Annotated in this window: 16 protein-coding genes and 4 tRNA genes; 1 reads left to right on the top strand and 19 read right to left on the bottom strand. The window is 59.9% G+C overall.

The features are described from left to right. Window positions 1–270 precede the first annotated feature (270 nt). The 15 genes from NQ014_RS04765 to NQ014_RS04835 all read right to left on the bottom strand — a co-directional run bounded on the left by NQ014_RS04765 (window position 271) and on the right by NQ014_RS04835 (window position 17269). Complete coding sequence (locus tag NQ014_RS04765; protein ID WP_257073985.1) at window positions 271–4242, bottom strand: DNA-directed RNA polymerase subunit beta'; 3972 nt, start codon at window positions 4240–4242, stop codon at window positions 271–273. Window positions 4243–4390: 148 nt separating this feature from the next. Further along, the gene (locus NQ014_RS04770; RefSeq protein WP_257073986.1) at window positions 4391–7879 is read right to left on the bottom strand and encodes a DNA-directed RNA polymerase subunit beta; all 3489 of its coding nucleotides are present in this window, start codon (window positions 7877–7879) and stop codon (window positions 4391–4393) included. A 434-nt stretch (window positions 7880–8313) separates the two neighbouring features. Next, window positions 8314–9279 carry a DUF3068 domain-containing protein gene (locus NQ014_RS04775; protein WP_049170045.1) on the bottom strand — a complete coding sequence of 322 codons (966 nt, stop codon included), beginning with the start codon at window positions 9277–9279 and terminating at the stop codon, window positions 8314–8316. A 223-nt stretch (window positions 9280–9502) separates the two neighbouring features. Further along, window positions 9503–9886 (bottom strand): 50S ribosomal protein L7/L12, encoded by a 384-nt coding sequence (rplL, locus tag NQ014_RS04780; protein ID WP_016422047.1) that lies wholly within the window; start codon window positions 9884–9886, stop codon window positions 9503–9505. 124 nt (window positions 9887–10010) lie between these two features. Then, window positions 10011–10523, bottom strand: a complete 513-nt coding sequence (gene rplJ / locus NQ014_RS04785; protein WP_016422046.1) for a 50S ribosomal protein L10 — start codon at window positions 10521–10523, stop codon at window positions 10011–10013. Window positions 10524–10910: 387 nt separating this feature from the next. Beyond that, window positions 10911–11543: a hypothetical protein gene (locus NQ014_RS04790; RefSeq protein ID WP_069359387.1), complete on the bottom strand. Its 633-nt coding sequence runs from the start codon at window positions 11541–11543 to the stop codon at window positions 10911–10913. Window positions 11544–11795: 252 nt separating this feature from the next. Then, window positions 11796–12500 carry a 50S ribosomal protein L1 gene (gene rplA / locus NQ014_RS04795; protein ID WP_070855814.1) on the bottom strand — a complete coding sequence of 235 codons (705 nt, stop codon included), beginning with the start codon at window positions 12498–12500 and terminating at the stop codon, window positions 11796–11798. 101 nt (window positions 12501–12601) lie between these two features. After that, complete coding sequence (gene rplK, locus NQ014_RS04800) at window positions 12602–13039, bottom strand: 50S ribosomal protein L11 (protein WP_016422043.1); 438 nt, start codon at window positions 13037–13039, stop codon at window positions 12602–12604. 339 nt (window positions 13040–13378) lie between these two features. Then, on the bottom strand, window positions 13379–14233 hold the full coding sequence (nusG, locus tag NQ014_RS04805; RefSeq protein WP_257073987.1) for a transcription termination/antitermination protein NusG: 855 nt from the start codon (window positions 14231–14233) through the stop codon (window positions 13379–13381). A gap of 191 nt (window positions 14234–14424) precedes the next feature. Next, complete coding sequence (secE, locus tag NQ014_RS04810; protein WP_016422041.1) at window positions 14425–14733, bottom strand: preprotein translocase subunit SecE; 309 nt, start codon at window positions 14731–14733, stop codon at window positions 14425–14427. 457 nt (window positions 14734–15190) lie between these two features. Beyond that, window positions 15191–15263, bottom strand: a tRNA-Trp gene (locus NQ014_RS04815). Between the two features lie 103 nt (window positions 15264–15366). After that, window positions 15367–15440: transfer RNA gene (locus NQ014_RS04820), tRNA-Met, on the bottom strand. 39 nt (window positions 15441–15479) lie between these two features. Beyond that, window positions 15480–15552 (bottom strand) — tRNA-Thr (locus tag NQ014_RS04825). A 382-nt stretch (window positions 15553–15934) separates the two neighbouring features. Then, window positions 15935–16016 (bottom strand) — tRNA-Tyr (locus tag NQ014_RS04830). A 197-nt stretch (window positions 16017–16213) separates the two neighbouring features. Further along, window positions 16214–17269 carry a polyprenyl synthetase family protein gene (locus NQ014_RS04835; RefSeq protein ID WP_257073989.1) on the bottom strand — a complete coding sequence of 352 codons (1056 nt, stop codon included), beginning with the start codon at window positions 17267–17269 and terminating at the stop codon, window positions 16214–16216. 118 nt (window positions 17270–17387) lie between these two features. Here NQ014_RS04835 and NQ014_RS04840 point away from each other — a divergent pair, with 118 nt between their 5' ends. Further along, on the top strand, window positions 17388–18740 hold the full coding sequence (locus NQ014_RS04840; protein ID WP_257073991.1) for a geranylgeranyl reductase family protein: 1353 nt from the start codon (window positions 17388–17390) through the stop codon (window positions 18738–18740). Between the two features lie 51 nt (window positions 18741–18791). Here NQ014_RS04840 and NQ014_RS04845 read toward each other — a convergent pair whose 3' ends face one another. The 4 genes from NQ014_RS04845 to menD form a co-directional block, all read right to left on the bottom strand. Continuing rightward, on the bottom strand, window positions 18792–19484 hold the full coding sequence (locus tag NQ014_RS04845; protein ID WP_257073992.1) for a demethylmenaquinone methyltransferase: 693 nt from the start codon (window positions 19482–19484) through the stop codon (window positions 18792–18794). Window positions 19485–19494: 10 nt separating this feature from the next. After that, window positions 19495–20703: a glycosyltransferase family 1 protein gene (locus NQ014_RS04850; protein ID WP_257073994.1), complete on the bottom strand. Its 1209-nt coding sequence runs from the start codon at window positions 20701–20703 to the stop codon at window positions 19495–19497. A gap of 4 nt (window positions 20704–20707) precedes the next feature. Beyond that, the gene (locus NQ014_RS04855) at window positions 20708–21199 is read right to left on the bottom strand and encodes a DUF3592 domain-containing protein (protein ID WP_257073996.1); all 492 of its coding nucleotides are present in this window, start codon (window positions 21197–21199) and stop codon (window positions 20708–20710) included. Window positions 21200–21266: 67 nt separating this feature from the next. Then, window positions 21267–23135 carry a 2-succinyl-5-enolpyruvyl-6-hydroxy-3-cyclohexene-1-carboxylic-acid synthase gene (menD, locus tag NQ014_RS04860; RefSeq protein ID WP_373467706.1) on the bottom strand — a complete coding sequence of 623 codons (1869 nt, stop codon included), beginning with the start codon at window positions 23133–23135 and terminating at the stop codon, window positions 21267–21269. Between the last annotated feature and the right edge of the window lie 67 nt (window positions 23136–23202).

A 23202-nucleotide genomic window follows, 5' to 3' on the forward strand; every position in this document is an offset into this window, starting at 1 on the left:
CTCCCTCCCCTGCCCCTGCCTCTGTTCCTATCGCTTTTCTTCAGCCTCCAGCTGAGTTTTCCAGTTGAGTTGCCTCGACAAAGAAAAATCCTCCGGCACGACCGTGACGAACTAGCAAGCTGCTAGTAAGCCACTACTGTGCCGGAGGATTTTTCCGGTTGCCGCCTGACAGCTAGCGCACTAAGCCCCAACTGCCAGGCGTGGTGCTTTGTCCGACAGCAGCCGGGGAATTCTCCCGCTCCCCAGCCGCGGCCGCAAAGCTATTGATTTTTACTCGAAGGTTCCGATGTCATCCAGCGGAACTGCGGAACCGACCTGGTCGATGCCGTAGGTGTCCTCGGCACCGTAGAAGCCCTCACCGAAGGAAGCGAACGGGGCAGCTGCCTGGCGGGCAGCTTCCTCAGTCGGCTCAACCGTGATGTTGCGGTAGCGCGAGATACCCGTACCAGCCGGGATTAGCTTACCGATGATCACGTTCTCCTTCAGGCCGATGAGCTTATCCGAGCGCTTGTTGATAGCGGCGTCGGTAAGCACGCGCGTCGTCTCCTGGAAGGAGGCGGCGGACAGCCAGGACTCGGTGGCCAGCGATGCCTTGGTAATACCCATCAGCACACGACGACCCTCGATGACGCTGCCACCGGAGGCAACAATCTCGCGGTTCTTAGCCATGACCGTGGAGCGCTCGACCAGTGCACCTGGCAGCAGGTCGGAGTCACCCGGCTTAGACACAATCACGCGGCGCAGCATCTGGCTGACGATAACCTCGATGTGCTTGTCGTGAATGGCCACACCCTGATCACGGTAGACCGACTGGACTTCCTCGATGAGGTGGCGCTGGACGCCTCGGCGGCCCAGAACCTCGAGGACCTCGTGCGGATCGGCAGCGCCCTTGAGCAGCTGCTGCCCCTTGACCACATGGTCACCATCGCGGATGGCGCGACGACGGCCATCGACGGTGATCTCAGCCAGGCCCTGACGCTTGGACAGCTTGTCGTAGACGACCTCGTCCTCGCTGTTGGCATCCGGGATGAGGGTGAGCGTGTAGAAGTGCTCGTCCTCCTCCAGGCGCACGCGACCGTTTTCGCGGACCAGCGGAGCCTTGTTCTTCGGTACGCGGGCCTCGAACAGCTCCTGGACACGCGGCAGACCACCGGTAATGTCGCCACCGACACCACCCTGGTGGAACGTACGCATAGTCAGCTGGGTACCCGGCTCACCAATGGACTGCGCAGCGACAATACCGACAGCCTCTCCGATGTCGACCAGCTTGCCGGTTGCCATCGAGCGACCGTAGCACTTGGCACAGACACCGGTTGCGGTGGAGCAGGTCAGAACCGAGCGAACCTTGACTTCCTTGACACCGTGGCTGAGAGCCAGGGTGATGTGGTCGTCGTTCAGGTCGGTGTCAGCCTCGATAAGGACATTGCCCTCAGCATCGGTGACATCGGCTGCCAGCACGCGAGCAATCGCGGCGGTCTCGACGTACTTCGCACGACGGATCTCGCCGGTCGGGTTGCCGGCTGCGTCCAGAACATCCTCGCCAATCTCGACAATGACACCATCGTGGGTGCCACAGTCCTCTTCGCGAACGATGACGTCCTGCGCAACGTCGACCAGACGACGGGTCAGGTAACCCGAGTCAGCGGTACGAAGCGCGGTATCGGCCAGACCCTTACGGGAACCGTGCGAGTTGTTGAAGTACTCGAGAACCGACAGGCCTTCGCGGAAGGAGGTCTTAATCGGGCGGGTGATGTATTCACCACGCGGGTTCGTAACCATGCCCTTCATGCCGGCCAGCGAGTGAATCTGGCCCATGTTACCGGCAGCACCCGACTTCACGATCATCGGAATCGGGTTGTCATCCGGGTACAGAGCCTCGACCTTTTCACCGACCTCAGCCGTCGCAGCCTTCCACAGGTTAACCAGCGACTCGTGACGCTCAGCAGCCGAGAGCTTACCGCGGCGGAACTTCTTCTCCACCGTGGCGGCCTTCTCTTCGTAGCCGTTCAGGATCTCGCGCTTGTTCGGGAGAACCAGCACGTCAGACATAGCAATGGTGACACCAGAACGGGTAGCCCAGTAGAAACCAGCATCCTTGAGCTTGTCGACGGTCTGAGCGACCGTGATCATCGGGTACTTGGCAGCCAAGTCGTTGATGATCGCAGCCTGCGGCTTCTTAGCCATAACGCCTTCGACGTATGGGTAGTTCCACGGCAGCAGGTCGTTGAACATAACGCGGCCCAGCGTGGTCGAAGCCAGCCAGGTATCGCCCTTGTTCCAACCGTCTGGGAATTGCTCGGCCTCAATCTCGGCCGGCGGGCGCAGGTGGCTGATACGAACCTTAATCGGGCTCTGCAGACCAATTGCACCGCGGTCGTAAGCCATGATGGCCTCGGCCGGGCTGGTGTAAATACCCTGCTCCGGAGCGTCCTCGGTGGCATCCTGGTGGCCACCCGGCAGCTCCGGCTTCTCCAGCGTCAGGAAGTACAGGCCAGTGACCATATCCAGACGCGGCATAGCCAGCGGCTTACCGGAAGCCGGCGACAGAATGTTGTTCGAGGACAGCATCAGGACGCGGGCCTCAGCCTGTGCTTCAGCGGACAGCGGCAGGTGGACTGCCATCTGGTCACCGTCGAAGTCGGCGTTGAAAGCCTCACATGCCAGTGGGTGCAGCTGAATTGCCTTACCCTCAACCAGGACCGGCTCGAACGCCTGAATACCCAGGCGGTGCAGCGTAGGTGCGCGGTTCAGCAGGACCGGGTGTCCGGTAATGACATCTTCGAGGACGTCCCACACCTCTGGGCGCTGACGCTCAACCATGCGCTTCGCGCTCTTGATGTTCTGCGCGTAGCTCTTGGCTACGAGCTCCTTCATAACGAACGGCTTGAACAGCTCAAGAGCCATCAGCTTCGGCAGACCACACTGGTGCAGCTTCAGCTGCGGGCCGACGATAATAACCGAACGGCCGGAGTAGTCAACACGCTTACCCAGCAGGTTCTGACGGAAACGACCCTGCTTACCCTTGAGCAGGTCGCTCAGGGACTTCAGCGGGCGGTTACCCGGACCAGTGACCGGGCGGCCACGACGTCCGTTGTCGAACAGTGCATCAACGGATTCCTGAAGCATACGCTTCTCATTGTTGACGATGATCTCCGGAGCGCCGAGGTCAATCATGCGCTTCAGGCGGTTGTTGCGGTTGATGACACGACGGTAGAGGTCGTTCAAGTCCGAGGTCGCAAAGCGGCCACCGTCGAGCTGCACCATCGGGCGCAGCTCCGGCGGAATCACCGGGATGCAGTCGAGCACCATAGCGGCCGGGTCGTTGCCGGACTGCAGGAATGCAGTGACAACTTTGAGGCGCTTGAGGGCGCGCATCTTCTTCTGACCCTTGCCGTCGCGAATAATCTCGCGCAGCTCCTCGGCCTCCTTGGCCAGGTCGAAGTTGCGAATCAGGGTCTGAATAGCCTCAGCACCCATGCCACCGGTGAAGTAATCCTCGTAGCGGTCGACGAGCTCGGTGTAAATACCCTCGTCGATAATCATCTGCTTCGGCTCGAGCTTGATGAAGGTGTTCCAAATCTCGTCGAGACGATCCAGCTCACGCTGGGCGCGCTCACGGATGTGGCGCATCTCGCGCTCGGCTGCAGACTGAACCTTCTTGCGGGCATCAGCCTTGGCGCCGGCTGCCTCGAGTTCAGCCAGATCCTCTTCCAAGGTCTGGGCGCGCTCGGCCAGCTCCTGGTCGCGGTCGTCCTCAACCAGCTTCTTGTCCACGAGCATGTCTGCTTCGAGGGTTTCCTGGTCGTTGTGGCGAGCCTCTTCATCCACAGAAGTGATGATGTTGGCAGCGAAGTAGATGATCTTTTCCAGATCCTTCGGAGCCAAATCGAGCAGGTAGCCGAGGCGGGACGGCACGCCCTTGAAGTACCAGATGTGAGTGACCGGAGCGGCCAGCTCAATGTGGCCCATGCGCTCACGGCGAACCTTCGACTTGGTCACCTCAACGCCACAGCGTTCACAGATGATGCCCTTGAAGCGAACGCGCTTGTACTTACCACAAGCACACTCCCAGTCACGGGTAGGGCCGAAGATACGCTCACAGAAAAGGCCGTCCTTTTCCGGCTTCAGCGTACGGTAGTTAATCGTCTCGGGCTTCTTGACCTCACCGCGAGACCAGCGGCGGATGTCGTCGGCGGTAGCGAGCCCAATCCGGAGCTCGTCAAAGTTGTTGACGTCGAGCACCTGTTTTCCCTTTCCCTCCGCATCGAAGTAATGCGGAAACCAAATTCTCTGCGGAGGTTTTTGTACGTTGTCGTCTGTGTTGGGTTATTCGCGAGTTAGGGCTTCCCGACCCTGATACTCACGCAATGTTTCGTCGTTAAGCGAGAAACTATGCGGAGTCAGCGTCGGAACGCTCATCGCGGGACAGGTTAATGCCGAGGGAAGCGGTCGCGTGGTCGAGTTCCTCATCGTCGGAGGAGCCCAACTCAACCGGAACGCCGTCGGCCGAAAGGACCTCAACGTTCAGGCAGAGCGACTGCAGTTCCTTCAGAAGCACCTTGAACGACTCCGGAATACCCGGATCCGGAATGTTGTCGCCCTTCACGATTGCCTCGTAGACCTTGACGCGGCCAACCACGTCATCGGACTTGATGGTGAGCAGCTCCTGCAGGGTGTAGGCAGCACCGTATGCCTGCATTGCCCACACCTCCATCTCACCGAAGCGCTGACCACCGAACTGAGCCTTACCACCCAGCGGCTGCTGGGTAATCATGGAGTACGGACCGGTGGAACGAGCGTGAATCTTCTCGTCGACCAGGTGGTGCAGTTTCAGCATGTACATGTAGCCCACCGAAACCGGGAACGGGAACTTCTCGCCAGAGCGGCCGTCGAACAGCGTGGCCTTACCGTCAGCGTTGACCAGCACCTCGCCGTCACGGTTCGGGCGGGACGACGCGAGCAGACCAGCGAGCTCCTCGTTCTCAGCACCGTCGAACACTGGGGTTGCAACCAGGGAGTCGGACGGAACGTCGTGCAGGTCGGCCGGAAGACGCTTAGCCCAATCCGGGTCGCCCTCAATGCTCCAGCCGGCCTTCGCCAGCCAGCCGAGGTGAACCTCGAGGACCTGGCCGATGTTCATACGACGCGGAACACCGTGGGTGTTCAGAATGATGTCGACCGGGGTGCCGTCCGGCAGGAACGGCATGTCCTCCTGCGGCAGGATCTTGCCGATAACGCCCTTGTTACCGTGGCGACCTGCCATCTTGTCGCCGTCCTGAATCTTGCGCTTCTGCGCAACGTAGACGCGGACCATCTCGTTGACACCCGGTGCCAGGTCGTCATCGTCTTCACGGGAGAAGACGCGGACGCCGATGACCTTGCCGGACTCACCGTGCGGAACACGCATGGAGGTGTCACGGACCTCGCGGGACTTCTCGCCGAAGATAGCGCGCAGCAGGCGCTCCTCCGGAGTCAGCTCAGTCTCGCCCTTCGGCGTGGTCTTAGCGACCAGGATGTCACCGTCGCGAACGTCGGCACCGATGCGGACAATGCCGCGGTCATCCAGATCCTTCAGCATCTCCTCGGATGCGTTCGGGATGTCACGGGTGATTTCCTCCGGACCCAGCTTGGTGTCGCGGGCATCAATCTCGTGCTCCTCGATGTGAATCGAGGTCAGGATGTCCTCCTCAACCATGCGCTGGTTCAGGATGATGGCGTCCTCGTAGTTGTGGCCTTCCCACGGCATGAATGCCACGAGCAGGTTCTTACCAAGTGCCATCTCACCGTTGTCGGTACCCGGACCGTCAGCGATGACCTGGCCGGCCTCAACACGCTGGCCTTCGTCAACCAGTGGCTTCTGGTTGTAGCAGGTGCCCTGGTTGGTGCGCTCGAACTTGCGCAGCAGGTAGGTGTGGCGCTGGCCCTCATCGTCCATGATGGTGATGAAGTCTGCCGACACGGTCTCGACCACACCGGTGGCCGAAGCGACAATGACATCGCCGGCGTCGTAAGCAGCACGCTGCTCCATACCGGTACCGACGAACGGAGCCTCCGAACGCAACAGCGGCACGGCCTGGCGCTGCATGTTCGCACCCATCAGGGCACGGTTAGCGTCGTCGTGCTCGAGGAACGGAATCATGGCGGTAGCCACGGAGACCATCTGACGCGGGGAAACATCGAGGTAGTCGACCTCATCGGCGCGGACGGACTCGACGTCACCACCCTTCTTACGAACAGACAGAGTCTCCTGAATGAAGTGGCCGTTCTCGTCGATCGGGGTGTTGGCCTGCGCGACGACATAGCGGTCTTCCTCATCAGCGGTGAGGTAGTCGACCTCGTCGGTGATGACACCATCGCGGACGCGGCGGTACGGAGTCTCAATGAAACCGAACGGGTTCACGCGTGCGTAGCAGGACAGCGAACCAATCAGACCAATGTTCGGACCCTCTGGGGTCTCAATTGGACACATGCGGCCGTAGTGGGACGGGTGAACGTCTCGAACCTCGAGGCCAGCACGGTCACGGGTCAGACCACCCGGGCCCAGTGCGGACAGACGACGCTTGTGGGTCAGACCCGACAGCGAGTTGTTCTGGTCCATGAACTGGGACAGCTGGGAAGTACCGAAGAACTCACGGATAGCCGCGGAAACCGGGCGCACGTTAATCAGGGTGGTCGGCTGGATCGACTCCACGTCCTGAGTGGTCATGCGCTCACGAACCACGCGTTCCATGCGGGACAGACCCACGCGGACCTGGTTCTGAATCAGCTCGCCTACGGTACGCAGACGACGGTTACCGAAGTGGTCGATATCGTCGGTCTCAACCGGGATTTCGACGCCTTCCGGCGAGGTCATAACATTCTCGCCGTCGTGCAGACGCACGAGGTATTCGATGGTAGTGGCAATATCCTGCTCGGTCAGAACCATCTCGCCGGAGGCATCAGCGCCCAGGCCCAGCTTGCGGTTGACCTTGTAGCGACCGACCTTAGCCAGGTCGTAGCGCTTCGGCTTGAAGAAGTTGTTCTCCAGCAGAGCCAGCGCGGACTCGCGCGTCGGCGGCTCACCCGGGCGCTGCTTGCGGTAAATCTCCAGCAGAGCCTCGTCGGTGTTTGCAACACCGTCCTTCTCCAGGGTGGCCATCATGATCTCAGAGAAGCCGAAGCGCTCCTTGATCTCCTCGGTGGTCCAGCCGAAAGCCTTCAGCAGAACCGTGACCGGCTGGCGACGCTTACGGTCAATACGAACGCCGACGGTGTCCCGCTTGTCGACGTCGAACTCCAGCCACGCACCGCGCGACGGAATAATCTTCACCGAGTGCAGCGGGCGCTCGGTGGACTTGTCGATGGTCTCATCGAAGTAGACGCCCGGAGAGCGCACCAGCTGAGAAACAACGACACGCTCAGTTCCGTTGACGATGAACGTACCCTTGTCCGTCATCATCGGGAAGTCACCGATGAAGACAGTCTGGCTCTTAATCTCACCGGTCTCGCGGTTGGTGAACTCCGCGGTGACGTAGAGGGGAGCCGAGTAGTTGATGTCCTTATCCTTGGACTCATCCACGGTGTTCTTGACGGAGTCGAACCATGGGTCCGACAGCGTCAGGGACATCTTCTGGGAGTAGTCCTCGATCGGAGAGAGCTCTTCTAGAATATCTTCGAGACCGCTGGTAACCCGAGCGTCTTCTCCGAGCTGCTCCTGGCGACGAGCGCGCCACTCAGGCGTGCCAATGAGCCATGCGAAAGACTCACGCTGCAGGTCGAGCAGACCAGGAACCGCGATCGGCTCCTGAATCTTTGCAAATGAGTACCTCTTCGAAGCTCCGGGAATACCGGTTACTGCCTTGGTCTGGCGGGAGACTGCCAAGATGCGTCCTTCCAGCACCTCACGCGGTGGAGCACACCGGCAACCGGTGGTGCGCCCCGCCCGCTTGGTTTATACGCGATTCAAGTTGCAGGAATTATTTCTGTTGCGCACCGGGATACTTTGCGTCTAACCTTTGGTCACACACGAAAGTGATTCCCCCGCCACTTGGCCTCCAGGACCAGCCTTTAAAAGGCGAGCCCCGAGCCCTAACGGCGGCGCCGCGGCAACTCCTTTAACAGCTAGATGCACGAAAAACGGTGCTACATAATAGCCCCGAGCCCCGAGCGCAAACTATAAAAGAGCTGGCGACAGATACACTAATTCCAGCGCAACGATTTAGCCTATATCAAAAACTGGCAGTTGTCTAGTACAACTTGACAAAACGGGCGTGTCGCATTCACCCGTCACCGATATAAAGGGCGAGGCCTGGGCGCTATGTCCGCCGTAAAGCATTACTCTGCTTTACGACGGGTCGAAGGACGCACGATACCCACGATTGCAATGAATACCAGAATCGAACCGGACGCAATGAGACCGATTGACCACGGCTCTAGAGCTGGGCGCTGGAAATTCTGTATTGCGCCAAAGAGAAGCTGATTGGAAAGGCCTTCGTCCATCTTGCCGTTGAAGCGCAGGTAGTCCATGATCGGCTCGCCGTCGCGGGTCTCCCACCAAAGGTGGATGTCCTCGGCCATATCGATAACCGAGCCGGACTTCGGCTCAACCCACAAATCACGGGTGCCCTGGTACTGGAGGAAGCCGGACTTGTCATCCTGGGTTAGCTGAGAGACGTAAGAACGGTACTTCTGGGCGAGATTCGTTTTCTCGATGTCCTGACGGAAATGCAGAACGCGGTTGCCGCCGCGCTCCTCTTCCCCGACAAACTTTGCCGGCAAGGAATCGTGGAGGAGATCATCAAAGATCAGGTATTCCTTTTCCTCCGTGTCGGCCGGGAGCTTCACCCAGTTGCCCTCGAAAGCCACTGACCGTGGGACGCCTGCCATGCGGTCGACAAGCGTCGCAGGAGCCAGCGCCTCGCCGGTGAGTCGGTCGATGGTCACTGTCCAGATATTGGCCTCGATAAGCTCCGTCAGCGGGTCGGTGCCGATAACCTCAGGGGGAAGCTCACGCATTTCAGTCACACCGACACGGAGCGAAACCTTGTCCGCATCCGCGGGTTCGATGAGCACGCCGTGAAGCTGTCGCTGCAGCGGCGAGTGCACTTCTTCCCGCTTGCCTTCTTCGTTAATCCTGGTGGATACACCGTCTTCCGCCCGCAGGGTGTACGACACCGGCGGAAGGTCAAGCGGCATTTTGGGATCAACATTGAGCACTTTGGGCAGCAAGATGCCAGCAGCAAGCAGTGCGGTGCCTAGACCCAACAGAAGGATAGACAGAATTCTCGGCCGTGAGAGCATGTTAGATACTTTACAGGCCAATAGGGGTAATCAAGACAATGAGTGGCCTGGTTTTTGCCTCGACTCCCTGTGACGGGTGAGATTAGTGAGGTTTTGCCCGGGTCAGGTGGGTTAGCAAAGGCCCCAGAAACAAAAGAACCGCCAATCCCGGGCACGAAGCCCAGAATTGGCGGTCAGATTTGGTAGCTTTAGGCCGCCACCGGGGCCGAGGCAAGTAATTGAATTACTTGAGGGCAACCTTTGCGCCAGCCTCTTCCAGCTTAGCCTTAGCAGCCTCAGCGTCGTCCTTGGAAGCACCCTCCAGGATAGCCTTCGGAGCGGACTCAACCATCTCCTTAGCCTCCTTCAGGCCCAGGCCGGAGACGATCTCGCGGACAGCCTTAATAACGCCGATCTTCTTAGCGCCAGCGTCCTCGAGGACGACGTCGAACTCGTCCTTCTCCTCAGCAGCAGCCTCGCCGCCAGCAGCGCCTGCAGCAGCAACTGCAACCGGAGCAGCAGCGGTAACGTCGAACTCTTCCTCGAAAGCCTTCTTGAACTCGGTGAGCTCAACGAGGGTCATTTCCTTGAAAGCCTCGAGCAGTTCCTCAGTGGTGTACTTAGCCATGGATATTCTCCTATGAGTGTGGTGCGGCCGCTCCCCTCAGAGATCCCTGGGGTCGAAGCCGTCAAAGTGATATTTAAAAGTTTTTCGCGTGATTTAGTTCGCGTAGATCGCGAGCCGCTCGGGATTACTTCTTTTCCTCGAGTGCCGCAGCAAGGCGGGCAACCGAGGAGGTCGGAGCGTCGAGCAGGCCAGCGACGTTCGCCAGAACGCCGTTGAAGGCACCAGCCAGCTTTGCCAGCGTGGTCTCACGGTTATCCATATCCGCAAGAGCCTCGAACTGTGCTGCATCCATTGCAGCACCGTCCATGTAGCCGCCCTTGATCACGAGGTTCTTGTTGTCACCGGCGAACTTCTTAATCGCCTTAGCCGCATCCACAGCCTCGCCCTTGATGAAGGCGACTGCAGTCGGGCCGTTCAGGTGCTCATCAAGACCCTCAATCCCTGCCTCGTCGGCAGCGATCTTGATCATGGTGTTCTTGGCGACGGAGTACTTAACATCAGCACCGAGGGCGCGACGCAGTTCCGTGATTTCCGCAACGGACAGGCCGCGGTACTCAGTCAGCACGATAGCGTTGGACTCTTCAACGTCCTGCTTCAGCGCTGCAACAGCTGCAATCTTCTCAGCATTTGCTGCCATGTGTACTCTCGCCTCCTTCCTGGTCTTTGCAATTTTCCGCTCGGCCGAGTGAAGGATTCTTTTGAGCAAATACAACAAACGCCCCAATCCTCGCACAAGGATGGGGCGCACAATTCTTGTGGCATGTTCCACTTCAACTCCGCCGACCGCAAGGTCAACAGGTGAAGTCAAACTGCGCAAGCGCTTCCAAGTCCTCCTGCGTGGGCCGCTCACTGTATTCCTACAATGAAACCTTCAATCCGCTTCTTTCAAAGCGAATGACCGACGGTCTTCGGTGAAACTTGAGTACCAACCTCCATCTTCCCAACTCGATGTTGGTACCGATTGGAAGCCGGTCAAACTTCGTGAAGAAACTTTATACCAGACCCTGGCAATTAACCAAATCGCCTATCCAAACCGCGCCGCACCTGGCTCTCCGAAGCGGCCGAACTCCAGGTCTTTCTCACGTTGCTGCACGATCATCTCAAGTTCGGCAAAGTACGCATTCAGGTCGTCGTCGGCAAGCCAGAGCACTTGGTCGGCGTAGTCGAGTACCACGCGCACCATGTCGTCGGGATGCGCGTCCAACCTAGCGGCGTCGAGAATGTCCACGGTGAGTGTCAGCGCCACACGCACGACCGGCGGAATCTGCGATGCCAGGCACTGTTGCGCCACGACATTACGCAGCTCGACGGCCTCCATCCGCGCAATGATGCGCAACAACCGCACTACGACGACCTGCGCCGCCCGAGCTTGCAGAGCTTCCTCCTCACTCATCCCCGGAAGCACCACAGAATCCTGGATATTGCGGCGAAGGACCTCAGCTACGCGCTCGTCCTCCCCTAGCCCCGTCAGTACCTCGCCCAGCAGAGTCTGTCCCGCGATGCGCAGGCACGGCATGTCATAGGCGTCGTCGCCCAACGAGTCGAGGTACGAGATGAGCTGCGGTTCAATAATTCCGGAACCGTCGTCGAGCTGCGCCAGGCGATTAATCTCGCCGAGCGCCTCCAGCCCTTCTTCAGGTTCCAAAATTAACGTCATAGTCGCGATTTTAAGCAACAAACTTTGGCTGTGAGTCCATTTCGGCTCGATTAGTTGTTTGGATTAGCAATTCGCTTTACGACGTCTACCGCGCCCAAACCCCACCGCGCTATCGATATCCCTAATGCGAATGCAAAACCGCCGCCTCACACACTGGGAAAAGTGCGCACGGCGGCGGTTTTAAAGAGCTTGGCTCTGAGTCACCCTCGAGTGACTCGTGAAGAGCACACTCGCCTATCGGCTGATGCTGATTTAGGCGGTGTAGTCCTTGATCACGCTGGTGTCAACCGGGATGCCCGGGCCGTTGGTGGCGGAGACGGTAATCTTCTTCAGGTACTTACCCTTAGCAGCGGACGGCTTGAGGCGCATCAGCTCGTCGATAAGCGCGCCGTAGTTCTCGGCCAGCTTCTCAGCGTCGAAGGAAGCCTTACCAATAACAGCCTGCAGGTTTGCAGCCTTGTCAACGCGGAAGGAAATCTTACCGCCCTTGATCTCGGTGACAGCCTTAGCGACATCCGGGGTAACGGTGCCGGTCTTCGGGTTCGGCATCAGACCACGCGGGCCGAGGATACGAGCCACGCGACCAACCTTGGCCATCTGGTCCGGGGTTGCGATAGCAGCGTCGAAGTCGGTCCAGCCGCCCTGAATCTTCTCGATCAGCTCGTCGGAGCCAACGAAGTCAGCGCCGGCCTCTTCAGCCTTGGTGGCGTTCTCGCCAGCAGCGAAGACGACAACGCGGACGGTCTTGCCGGTGCCGTTCGGCAGGGAGACAGTGCCGCGAACCAGCTGGTCAGCCTTGCGTGGGTCAACGCCCAGGCGGATAGCGACGTCGATAGTGGCGTCGTAGTTCTTGGAGGAAGTCTCCTTGACCAGGTTAGCGGCCTCGAGCGGAGAGTAGATGCGGCCGGCGTCGATCTTCTCGGCGGCGGCGCGGTATGCCTTGGAGTTCTTGCTCATGAAAAGTCCAATCTCAATTAAGTGAAATGGTTGGATTGTGGTGTGTAGCGGGCCGAAGCTGGCCCTACCACTTGATGTAGGTGCAGCTAAACGCTGACGGTTTACTTAGCGCCCTCGACGGTGATGCCCATGGAGCGAGCGGTACCGGCGATGATGCGTGCACCCATCTCGATGTCGTTAGCGTTCAGGTCCGGCTTCTTCAGCTCGGCGATTTCCTTGCACTGCTCCCAGGTCACGGAACCGACCTTGTTGGTGTGCGGAACGCCAGAGCCCTTCTGAATGCCAGCGGCCTTCAGCAGCAGCTTAGCTGCCGGCGGGGTCTTCAGAACGAAGGTGAAGGAGCGGTCTTCGTAGACGGAGATTTCAACCGGGACAACGTTGCCACGCTGGTTCTCAGTTGCTGCGTTGTAAGCCTTGCAGAACTCCATGATGTTGACACCATGAGCACCCAGTGCCGGACCAACCGGCGGAGCCGGGTTAGCCTGACCAGCCTGGATCTGCAGCTTAATAATCGCAGAAAGCTTCTTCTTCGGAGCCATCGGATTAACCTACTTCCTAGTTACCGGGGCAGGCCGCCCCGATGAAAAGGCGACTCACCCCGTCCGGATGCCGACGCTTTACGACGACCCTTGCGCCCTCGACCATCATGGCCGCTGGCGCTGGTCATCGAGTTGGTGCCAGCCACCGGGGATACGAATTACTTGGCGCATCTGCGCTCAAGGCACAAAAATGCACGCCTGGCTACGTTACCGCAGCGTATGGCGTGCATCAAAATCCGTTACCGGATTGGTTGCTCGAGCGAGCTAGCTGGTGCCTTCCCGGCGCTTGGCTTAGGGCTGTGCTTGCCGCTTGGCTCTGCGCCTGGCTTGAGGTCGGGCCTAGTTCAGCTTCTCAACCTCGTCGATGCCCAGCTCGACCGGGGTCTCACGGCCGAAGATGGAAACCAGGGCCTTCATGCGGCCGGTGTCCGGGTCGATCTCGGAGATGGTCGCAGCCACGGATGCGAACGGACCGGACAGGATGGTGACGGACTCGCCGACCTCGTAGTCGATGGCGACGGCCTTCTTCTCCGCCTGCGGAGCCGCTGCGACAGCCAGCTCACCGTCAGCATTTGCAGCTTCCTCAGCGGCGTCCGCGGTGATGGTCTCCTTCGGCATGAGGAACTTAGCGACCTCACGGATCTTGACCTTGGACGGCTGGCCCTCGCTACCGACGAAGGAAGTAACACCCGGGGTGTCGCGGACGACGGACCAGGACGGGTCATCCAGGCTCATACGGACCAGAACGTAGCCCGGCAGCAGCTTGCGCTTAACGATCTTCTTCTTGCCGTCGTCCTTGCGCTCTTCGACTTCCTCAACCGGAACGATGACCTCGTGGATCTGCTCATCGACACCCATGGTCTGGGCGCGCATTTCCAGGTTGGTCTTCACCTTGTTCTCGTAGCCGGAGTAGCACTGGATGATGTACCAGTCGCCCGGACGACGCTTGAGCTCACGCTGGAACTCGCGCAGGCGCTTACGGTACTCGGCATCTGCGTCAGCAGCTGCCTGTGCCTCAGCGTCAGCGGCAGTCTCCTCTGCCGGCGCTGCTTCTGCTGCAGCAGTGTCGGCTGCGGCTGCGACTGCACCCTCGGCCGGAGCTTCTACCTGAGCCGGTGCGTCCTGCGCATCCTGCTCAGTTGCGGCAGCATCCGCGGACTGGGCGTCGGAGAAAATATTCTGACCATCATTCATGTCGTGCTAACCCCTCTTGTATCTACATCAACGGTTCGCGACATTGGCATCTTCGCCTAAAGAGTCCTAAGAGCCAATATGCCATCCGCAATCACTTCGCACAGCCAGACACCAGCTGCGCTAACGAATAATCCCGCCGTCCGGAACTCGGAGGCGGGATGAAAAGCATCACTGCGAAACAGTATAACCGATTACTTGCCCAACACCGATCGGACACCCAGACCGGCCAGCGTGTCCACACCCCACACAAGAGCGATCATGGCAATCAGGAACAGAATCACGATAATGCTGTAGGTGACCATCTGGCGGCCGGTCGGCCAAATCACCTTGCGCAGCTCGTCAACAACCTGCTTGATGAAAACCAAAGGGTTACGAGTCGAAAGCTCGTTGGTCTCCTTCTCACGCGCAGGCTTCTTCGCCACGGTGGTCTGCGCGCCCGTCGCCTGGCGCTTACCGGACGGGCGAGCCGCCGCCTGGAAAGTCTGGTTTTCCTCAGACACGATGCTCCTTCGCTACTTCGTGCATATGAGACCTAAAGATACTGCACAGTGAAACTCAAACGTGAATTCTTCAAGGGCAAACTCCGGGGATGTTCTCCGGAGCCAAGCCCCCACTGTGCAGAGCAAGTCTGGTTCAGTGCGTAAATTCTAGCCGATAATCCACACTATCGAAGAAATGCCCTTCGTGGGAACCGCAGGCTTCGAGATTCGATTCTGACAACCCCAAAGAGCTAAGGGCTGCTCACTTGGGACTGCACACTTGGGGCTGCTCACTTGGGACTGCACACTTGGGCTGCAAATGTGAAGCTGTGCGAGTTTATGACACTTTCAAGCCATTTTTCGAGCCGTTTTTGTCATAAACGCAGTCAGTAACTCGCATTGCCCCACCGCTGCCGAACAAAAACGAAAAACCCGCCACCCAGACGCATTTTCATACGCCCGGGATGACGGGTACTTGCAGGGGCGACAGGACTCGAACCTGCAACCTGCGGTTTTGGAGACCGCTGCTCTACCAATTGAGCCACGCCCCTTCACCACCAGCAAAAGAACTTTCCAGTCCTTAGCTGACAATGTCCCACCTTACTGCATTGCTGCATAATCAAGGCGGGGTTCGACGAACATCACTGTCCGTAGTAGCGATGGGGGGGATCGAACCCCCGACCTCACGATTATGAGTCGTGCGCTCTCACCATCTGAGCTACATCGCCCCTATTCTCTACCGGACATAAGTCCGTATAAAAGAACAGAGCCCCCTGACAGAATCGAACTGTCGACCTTTTCCTTACCATGGAAACGCTCTGCCGACTGAGCTAAGGGGGCATCAGCATCCGTTGAACCCAGCACGTAACTCTGTGGCCAATTGTTGACCGCTTCGTTTCGCTCTGTGCTCTCCGTGAAGCCTTGCAAAGATTAACCCGAAATCACCACTAAGCACAAATCAGCAGGTAGGCAGCGGTATTTCTTGTCACGTTTGCAGACATTTGGCGCGCACTTATGGATAATCTATTCACTTATCGATGAGCTGCAGCGGATCCATAAGTGAATAGCTCATCGATGAGTGACTGACCTCTAACTCGAGCCCCTGCCCCCTTAATCCAGAGCCCCTCACTCGAGCCCCTAACCCGAACCCCGGCCCCGCATCCCCACGAACAGCGCTACAAACAAAAATCACCGCGAGAAAATTCTCGCGGTGATTTCACTGTGCCAGATGATGGATTCGAACCAACGAAGGCAATGCCGACGGATTTACAATCCGCTCCCTTTGGCCGCTCGGGCAATCTGGCGTGCACTCTTAAACGGTGCGAATGGAATGCTACCCACTACTCTGTCATTTACACAAATCGGCAGGTTGAGTGGATATTTTCCTACCCGGATTCACCCCTCAACAGAGCCCACCCCTCAGCAGATCTCAACTCTCAGCAGAGCTCACACCAGAGCAGTGCTCGCCCCTAGGCTCATCTCGCCGATGGAGCTCAATCCACTACCCCACGCGCTCCACGGTGTAGCGAGCAACGTTTCGCAGAGCTTCCTTGGCCGCGCAGTCGGGAAGGTCAGCGATGACGCGGTCGGACTCATCCAGCAGTTCATTGACCTTCTCCATCGCGCGAGCCACACCGTTGGTTTGGGCCAGGAGCTCGAGGGCCTCGTCGACAAGCGCGTCGTCGGAGACTGGGCCGACGAGAATCTCACGGAGGCGGTCAGCGGCTGGGGTGTCCTCCTGCAGCGCGTAGAGAACCGGCAGCGTGAAGACGCCCTCGCGCAAGTCAGTGCCCGGAGTCTTGCCGGACTGATCGGTGTTGGAGGAGATGTCGATGATGTCGTCGACGATCTGGAAAACGATACCGATTAGTTCGCCATAGCGACGCAGCGCGTTGGAAATATCGGCGGACGCACCGGCGTGATAGGCGCCGAGATAACCGGCCGATGCGATGAGTACACCGGTCTTTTCGGCAATGACCTTCAGGTAGCGCTCGATGCGCTCTTCAATCGGCAGGTCCAAGTCGTTGAGACACTCGCGCATCTGGCCTGTGACCAACACGCCGAAGGTCTCGGCGAAGTGAGCCACGCTCTCGGAGCCGAGCTCTGCCAGCAGGCGGGACGCAGCAGCGAAGAGGTAATCACCGGCAAGAATGGCGACGGTGTTGTCCCAGCGCGAGTTTGCGGAGGGCACGCCGCGGCGCTTATCCGCTTCATCCATGACGTCGTCGTGGTAGAGGGTTGCCAGGTGCGTCAGCTCCAGCACCGTCGCGGCGGTGATGACCTTCTCACTCTCCGGGTTCTCACCGAACTGTGCGGCCAGCATGGTAAACATCGGGCGGAAGCGCTTACCACCGGCCTGAGCTAGGTGGGAAACTCGCTCGACTAGGAAGTTCTCGCCGCGCCCCAGCTCGGTTATCAGGAGGTCCTCGCTCTTGCGCATTCCCTCGGTGATTGTTGCTTCCAGCGCCTCATCAACGAAGTGAGAACTGGTGGCGGTGTGCTCACCAGTGCCCTGAGTACTTCCGGAACTAAGCCCGGAGTAGTCTCCAGTACGCATTCGAGACCTGCCTAACTGACGATAAAAGATAAGAAACTGCTAAATAAACTACCTTACGAGCATAGTGGCTAGCAGACCAGTTCCCATATTTGTTTCAACGTCGTTATACGCTGGGGCAATGACCTCAAGCCCGATTTCGCGAGTTTCGCCCACGTTCGACGGCACCGTCGCTCTACCCAGCAGCATTGATGTGCTCATTGTTGGCGCTGGCCCCACCGGCTCCGCAGCCGCAATTCACGCGGCCCGCGCCGGTTTTTCGGTCGCTGTGGTCGACTCGCAGCGCTTCCCGCGCGACAAAACTTGTGGCGACGGGCTCACTCCTCGTGCCATCGCTGAGCTACGTCGTCTAGGGCTTGACGACGAGCTCCTGCGCCGCAACCGCAACCGCGGACTCAAGCTACACGGCTTCGGTGGCTCGATCACCGCACCTTGGCCAGATGATGCCTCCGGCACTTTTCCCGCTATCGGATCCGCTATGCCACGAGTTGAGCTCGACACCTTCTTGCTCAATGCCGCCGCCGATGCCGGTGCACAGGTCTTCGTTGGGGTCGCTGCGCGGAAGGTGGTTCTCGGAGCGCTGAGCAGTGGAGGCTCGCGGGGTCACGGCGTGCGCGAGGTGGAGCTTTCCGACCGCGAGGGCAAGCCACACACCATCTCGGCCCGCTGGTTGCTCGTGGCCGATGGGGTCCGAAGTACCGTCGGCAAGCAGCTTGGGCGTGCGTGGCATCGAGACAGCGTCTTTGGTGTGGCCGCGCGGTCGTATGTCAGCTTCGACAGTGCGGACGTGGCGGATGACTGGATTCACTCGCACCTAGAACTGCGCGACTCCGAAGGGCATACGCACCCGGGCTATGGCTGGATCTTCCCGCTGGGAGAAGGTCGGGCGAACGTGGGGTGTGGGGCGCTGGCGACGTCGGCACGCCCGGCGCGCACGAATGTGAAGAAGTTGCTGCGCGAGTACCACGGACAGGTGCGCGATCAGTGGCGGATGAGCGAGCCGGAGCACGTGACGTCGGCACTGTTGCCGATGGGTGGTGCTGTGTCGAATGTGGCGGGGCCGAACTGGGCGTTGCTCGGTGATGCTGCGTGCTTGGTCAACCCGCTCAACGGTGAGGGCATTGACTACGGCATGGAGTCGGCGCGGCTGGCGGTGGAGCTGATTAGCTCGATTGGTGCGGGCCGCGATGGGCTGACGCACTCCTGGCCCGCCCTCCTTCGCGAGCACTACGGCACCGGCTTCTCGCTGGCTCGCAAGTTGGCGCTGACGCTGACGTACCCGAGCTTCCTTCCCACGGTCGGCCCGTTGACCATCGGCGCCCCGTGGGGCAGTCAGCTCATGGGTGTTGCCGCACGCCTGATGGGAAACCTAGTCACGGAACACGACCGCGATGTGGTGGCGCGACTGTGGCGCGCTTCGGGGCAGGCGGCGCTGGCCTCCGATAAGTGGTTCGGGCGCCAGCCCTGGCAGTAGGAATCGCTTTACGACGGGCCCTGCGACCCAGCCCGATTGCGAGCTAGCGAGCTACTGCACGGGCTTGGTTGCCGAGTGCAGCGCTGCGATACCGAAGGTGAGATTCTGCCAACCGGCATCCTCCCAGCCGGAGGCATTGATGTCGCGGGCAAGCTGCGGCTGGTTTGGCCAGGCGCGAATCGACTCCGCCAGGTACACGTAGGCCTCCGGGTTCGAAGAGACAACCTTGGCGATCTGCGGCAGTGCCCGCATCAGGTATTCCTTGTAGAAAGTGCTGAACACCGGCACCACAGGGGTGGAGAACTCGCAGACTGTTAGCTGGCCTCCGGGCTTGGTCACGCGGGCAAGCTCAGCGAGACCCGCCTTGTAGTCCACGATGTTGCGCAGACCGAAGCTGATGGTCACCGCGTCGAATGTGTTGTCCGGGAAGGGCAGCTTCATGCCGTCACCGCAGACCTTGGGAACATCGCGGTGTGCACCGGCCTTGAGCATGCCGCGGGAGAAGTCACACGCAACGACGTATGCGCCAGACTTTGCCAGCTCCACTGAGGAAACAGCCGTACCGGCAGCCAGGTCGAGGACCTTCTGGCCAGGCTGCAGGTTCAGGCGCTTTGCCGTGCGCACGCGCCAGTAGTGGTCAATACCACCGGTGAGCACGGTATTAGTGATGTCGTAATTCTTCCCCACGCCGTCGAACATCGTCGCGACTTCGCTGGGATTTTTCGTTAAATCAGCCCTAGACACGATGTCCAGATTACGCGACCGACTTCTGACGTGTAGCAGCACCTGCATGGGAGGCGTCAATCGCATCTGCTGCGACCTTGCTTGACGTCTCGGCCGCGGAAACCCCAGAAACCTCCTCGTAGTGGCGAGCCAGGTCTGCACACAGTGCTTCCCAGGTGCGTTCGGTCACGGTCTCGCGGCAGCGGTTGCGCAGCTGCTTGCGTGCCAGCTCATCGTCGACGAGCAGTAGCTTGTCGACCGCCTCAGACAGATCGCGGGTGAAAGTCTTGGGTTCCAGCAGGTAGCCGTTGACGTCGTTGGTAATCAGGTCGCGCGGGCCGCCTGCGTTCGGAGCGATGGCCGGCACACCGGAGGCGTGGGCTTCCTGTACCGCCTGGCAGAAGGTTTCAAAGTCACCGGTGTGGACGAACACGTCCAGACTGGCGAATGCCGCTGCCAACTTATCGCCGGTGAGCTGTCCGGTAAAGACGGCATTCGGCATCTGCTTCTGCAGCTTCTGCAGCTCCGGGCCATTGCCGACAATGACCACCTGGATATCATCGCGGCCGTTCAGCGCTGCCAGCCGTTCCACAGACTTCTCCGCCGCGAGCCTGCCGACATAACCAACAATCGGCTTGCCCTCCGGGCTCCACTGCTTCCTGAGCTCTTCACTACGCTTTGTTGGAGTAAAGCGAACCGCATCAACACCACGGCCCCAGCGGTAGACATCACGAATCTTGTGATTCTGCAGGTCCTCAATAGTCGGCGAGGACGGCGCCAGCGTTCGGGCGCAGGAGTTGTGAATCACGCGCGTCCACAACCACGCGGCCGTGGAGAGCCCCGCCAACTTGTAGTTCTTGGCAAAACCCGCGACATCGGTCTGATAGATAGCCACAGCCGGGATGCCCAGTGCCTTAGCGGTCAGCGCGCCCGCACCGCCGAGCACAAATGGCGAAGCCAAGTGGACAACATCCGGCTTAAACTGCGTCAGCGCCGACGCCACCCGACGGTTCGGCACACCAATCGGTAGCGAATCAATCAACGGCACCATCACAGTGGGCACACGCTCAATGCGGTAGTCGCAGTAGAACTCTGCTTCTTCCTGCCAGTCCCGAGCACCCGGCGCAATCACCAGCGCCTCGTGCCCTTCACGGCGTAAGTGTTCCAACACCCGCAGCACGGAGTTTGTCACTCCATTGATGTTGGGCAAGAAGCTTTCAGCAATGATGGCAACGCGCATGGTGCTAGTTTTCCATCTCGTCGGAAAGCGAAAGTGACCCTTTGTTTACCTTTTGGGGATCTCTTTGTAAACGACGGGTTGCGCGCAACGACAACCACCACAACGGCGCGACGACGAGAAATGCAACCACAGCGATGCTGGTCGCCGGGAGAAGTGACAACGTCCATGTGCGTCCGGCGACGCGGACGACATTGGGATCAGTGCGGTCGTATTCGACGCGTACGCGCTGCCCCTCTTCCAGACCAACGGGATAGAGCAAACCAGTTGGTGGCGACTGAAAATCACCATTCTCGTCGACGAAATCAACCGTGGTGCGAAGGAGCTCGACCGAGCGCACATTGGCTACGGACTGCCCCATGCTCGACTCGATATTGCGGTCATTAATGAAGCAGCCAACCACCATGGCCAGGCACGACAGCAACAGGCAAATCATCACAAAGAGCAGTACCTGACGAAGGAAGCGCGGCCAATTGGCCAGGGCAGTTTTCCACTGCATGGCGGTCGCGACCTCCCTATTTTTCTGTCTCTGCTTGTTCCAGCTCTGATCGGATGCTGCCGGCCGGCTAGTTCTTGTCCAGCACCCCAATCTCCGCATTGTATGCCAGCTTGTGATGCAACTGCCGACGCGTCGCACGCGTGGTCGCTACCTCAATGACGCGAATGCCGTCGACGTCGGTATCCGGGTGCAGCTGCGCGAGCAGATCTGGGAGGCGGTCAACACGCACGTGCTCGACCCCGTAAGCCTGGCAGATGCCCTCAAAGTCCACGTCCTGTGGCGTGCCGAAGATGCGCTCAAAGCTTCCTCGCAGGGCCGGTCTGCCCGCCTCCAGCGTCTCGAAAATACCGCCACCGGCATCATTGGCCACCACGATGGTGAGGTTTTCCGGCCTCGGCTCCAGCGGCCCAATCGCCAGCGCTGCAGAGTCGTGCTGGAACGTCAGGTCACCCATGAGCGCAATCGTCCGCGGCGGGCGAATCTCGTCGGCATGCTCACGGTCGGACGCCAGCGCAATGCCAATCGCCGTCGCCACCGTGCCGTCGATACCCGCGGCACCTCGTCCCGCATACGTGTTCACACCCGGGAAAGGCAGGCCCGTGTACGACGCATCGCGCACCGGGTTCGACGCGCCCAACACCACATTGTCACCCGTGCGCAGGCTATCCGTCAGAGCCGCCGCCACATGAAATCCGGTCAACGGCTCCTCCGCTTCAATCGACTCGGTAAGCGTCTCTCGCACGGACTTCACCGCCAACTCGCTGGCGGCCTCACAGATTTTCGTCCACTGCGGGTCCTGCTCCCCCACGGTCTGCACATGCTTTACGACGGCCCTTGCGTTCGCCGTCACATCCGGGAACTCCACTCCAAAACCGTGGTTTTCCGCCTCCGAGACAACAGTCAGCTCGATATCCGGATTGGCCAGCAGCTTAGAGATCCCTCGGTGCAGCGTCGGCCTGCCGACCAACACAATCTGCTCCGGCGGAATCTGCGCAAAAGTGCCCGCCGCGAGCGGGTGCACCGGGTGCGCCGGCGCATACGCATTCGGCTCAGCGATGGTTGGCAAATCCTCCAGCGCCGGCAGATGCGGGGCATTCGAGCCCGCAATCACGAGTGTGCGGCGGCTGATGTCAATTGTGGCTGTGCTAGCCGTGTTGGCCGGGCTGGTGGTGGCCGGGCTGGTTGCGGTGGCGGCCGCGCCGACGACGTTGCTGTTGGTAGGCGCAATCGTGGTCCAGGGGCCGCCGTCGGCGCGGCCCTCGGGGATGTCGGCGACGGAGTCGTCGTCAGGCACGAGCGGTTCGACAAAACGGACGTTAAGGTGGCCGGCGCCGGATGCCATGGCGGCGACAACGCGATCAATGCGGGCGCGGATCTGCGCGGCGGTGGCCTTCGTGACCGGGGCGGTGCCGTCCAAATCGAACTCGACTACGGAGGCATCGGCGAACAGGCGGTCCTGGACGATGGTCTGGTTCGCGCCGGTGCCGCGATAGTGTGCGGGACGGTCGGCGGTCAGTGCCAGCAGCGGAATGCCCGACGCGGTGGCTTCCACCATGGCGGGCACGAGGTTCGCCACTGCTGTGCCGGACGTTGTAATTACCGGGGTCACCTTGCGGGTGCGCGAGGCCAGGCCGAGGGCGAGGAAGGCGGCGGAGCGTTCATCGATGCGTACATGGAGGCGAACCTTCGCCGCGTCGGCGGCCTGGACCAGAGCGCGGGCGAGCGGGGCGGACCGGGAGCCCGGGCACACCACGGCATCGACCATGCCGAGACGCAGCAGCTCATCGACGATGAGGCCCGCTACCACTGCGGATGGGGCCGCAGGGGCTTCGGGGGCTGCGGGGACTGCGGAGGTGCGGGACGTGGCGTCGGTTGTCGAGGCGTTGTCGTTCACCGAGGTGTCCGGGGTCTGGGAGGTGTCCTGGTTGTCGTTCACACTCAATAGGCTACTTGTCAGGTCGGATATCGGGCTCGTTGGGAGTTACTGACTAGGTTTAGGTCAG

It is taken from the genome of Corynebacterium sp. 5QC2CO (assembly GCF_024580435.1).
Taxonomy (GTDB): domain Bacteria; phylum Actinomycetota; class Actinomycetes; order Mycobacteriales; family Mycobacteriaceae; genus Corynebacterium; species Corynebacterium jeikeium_D.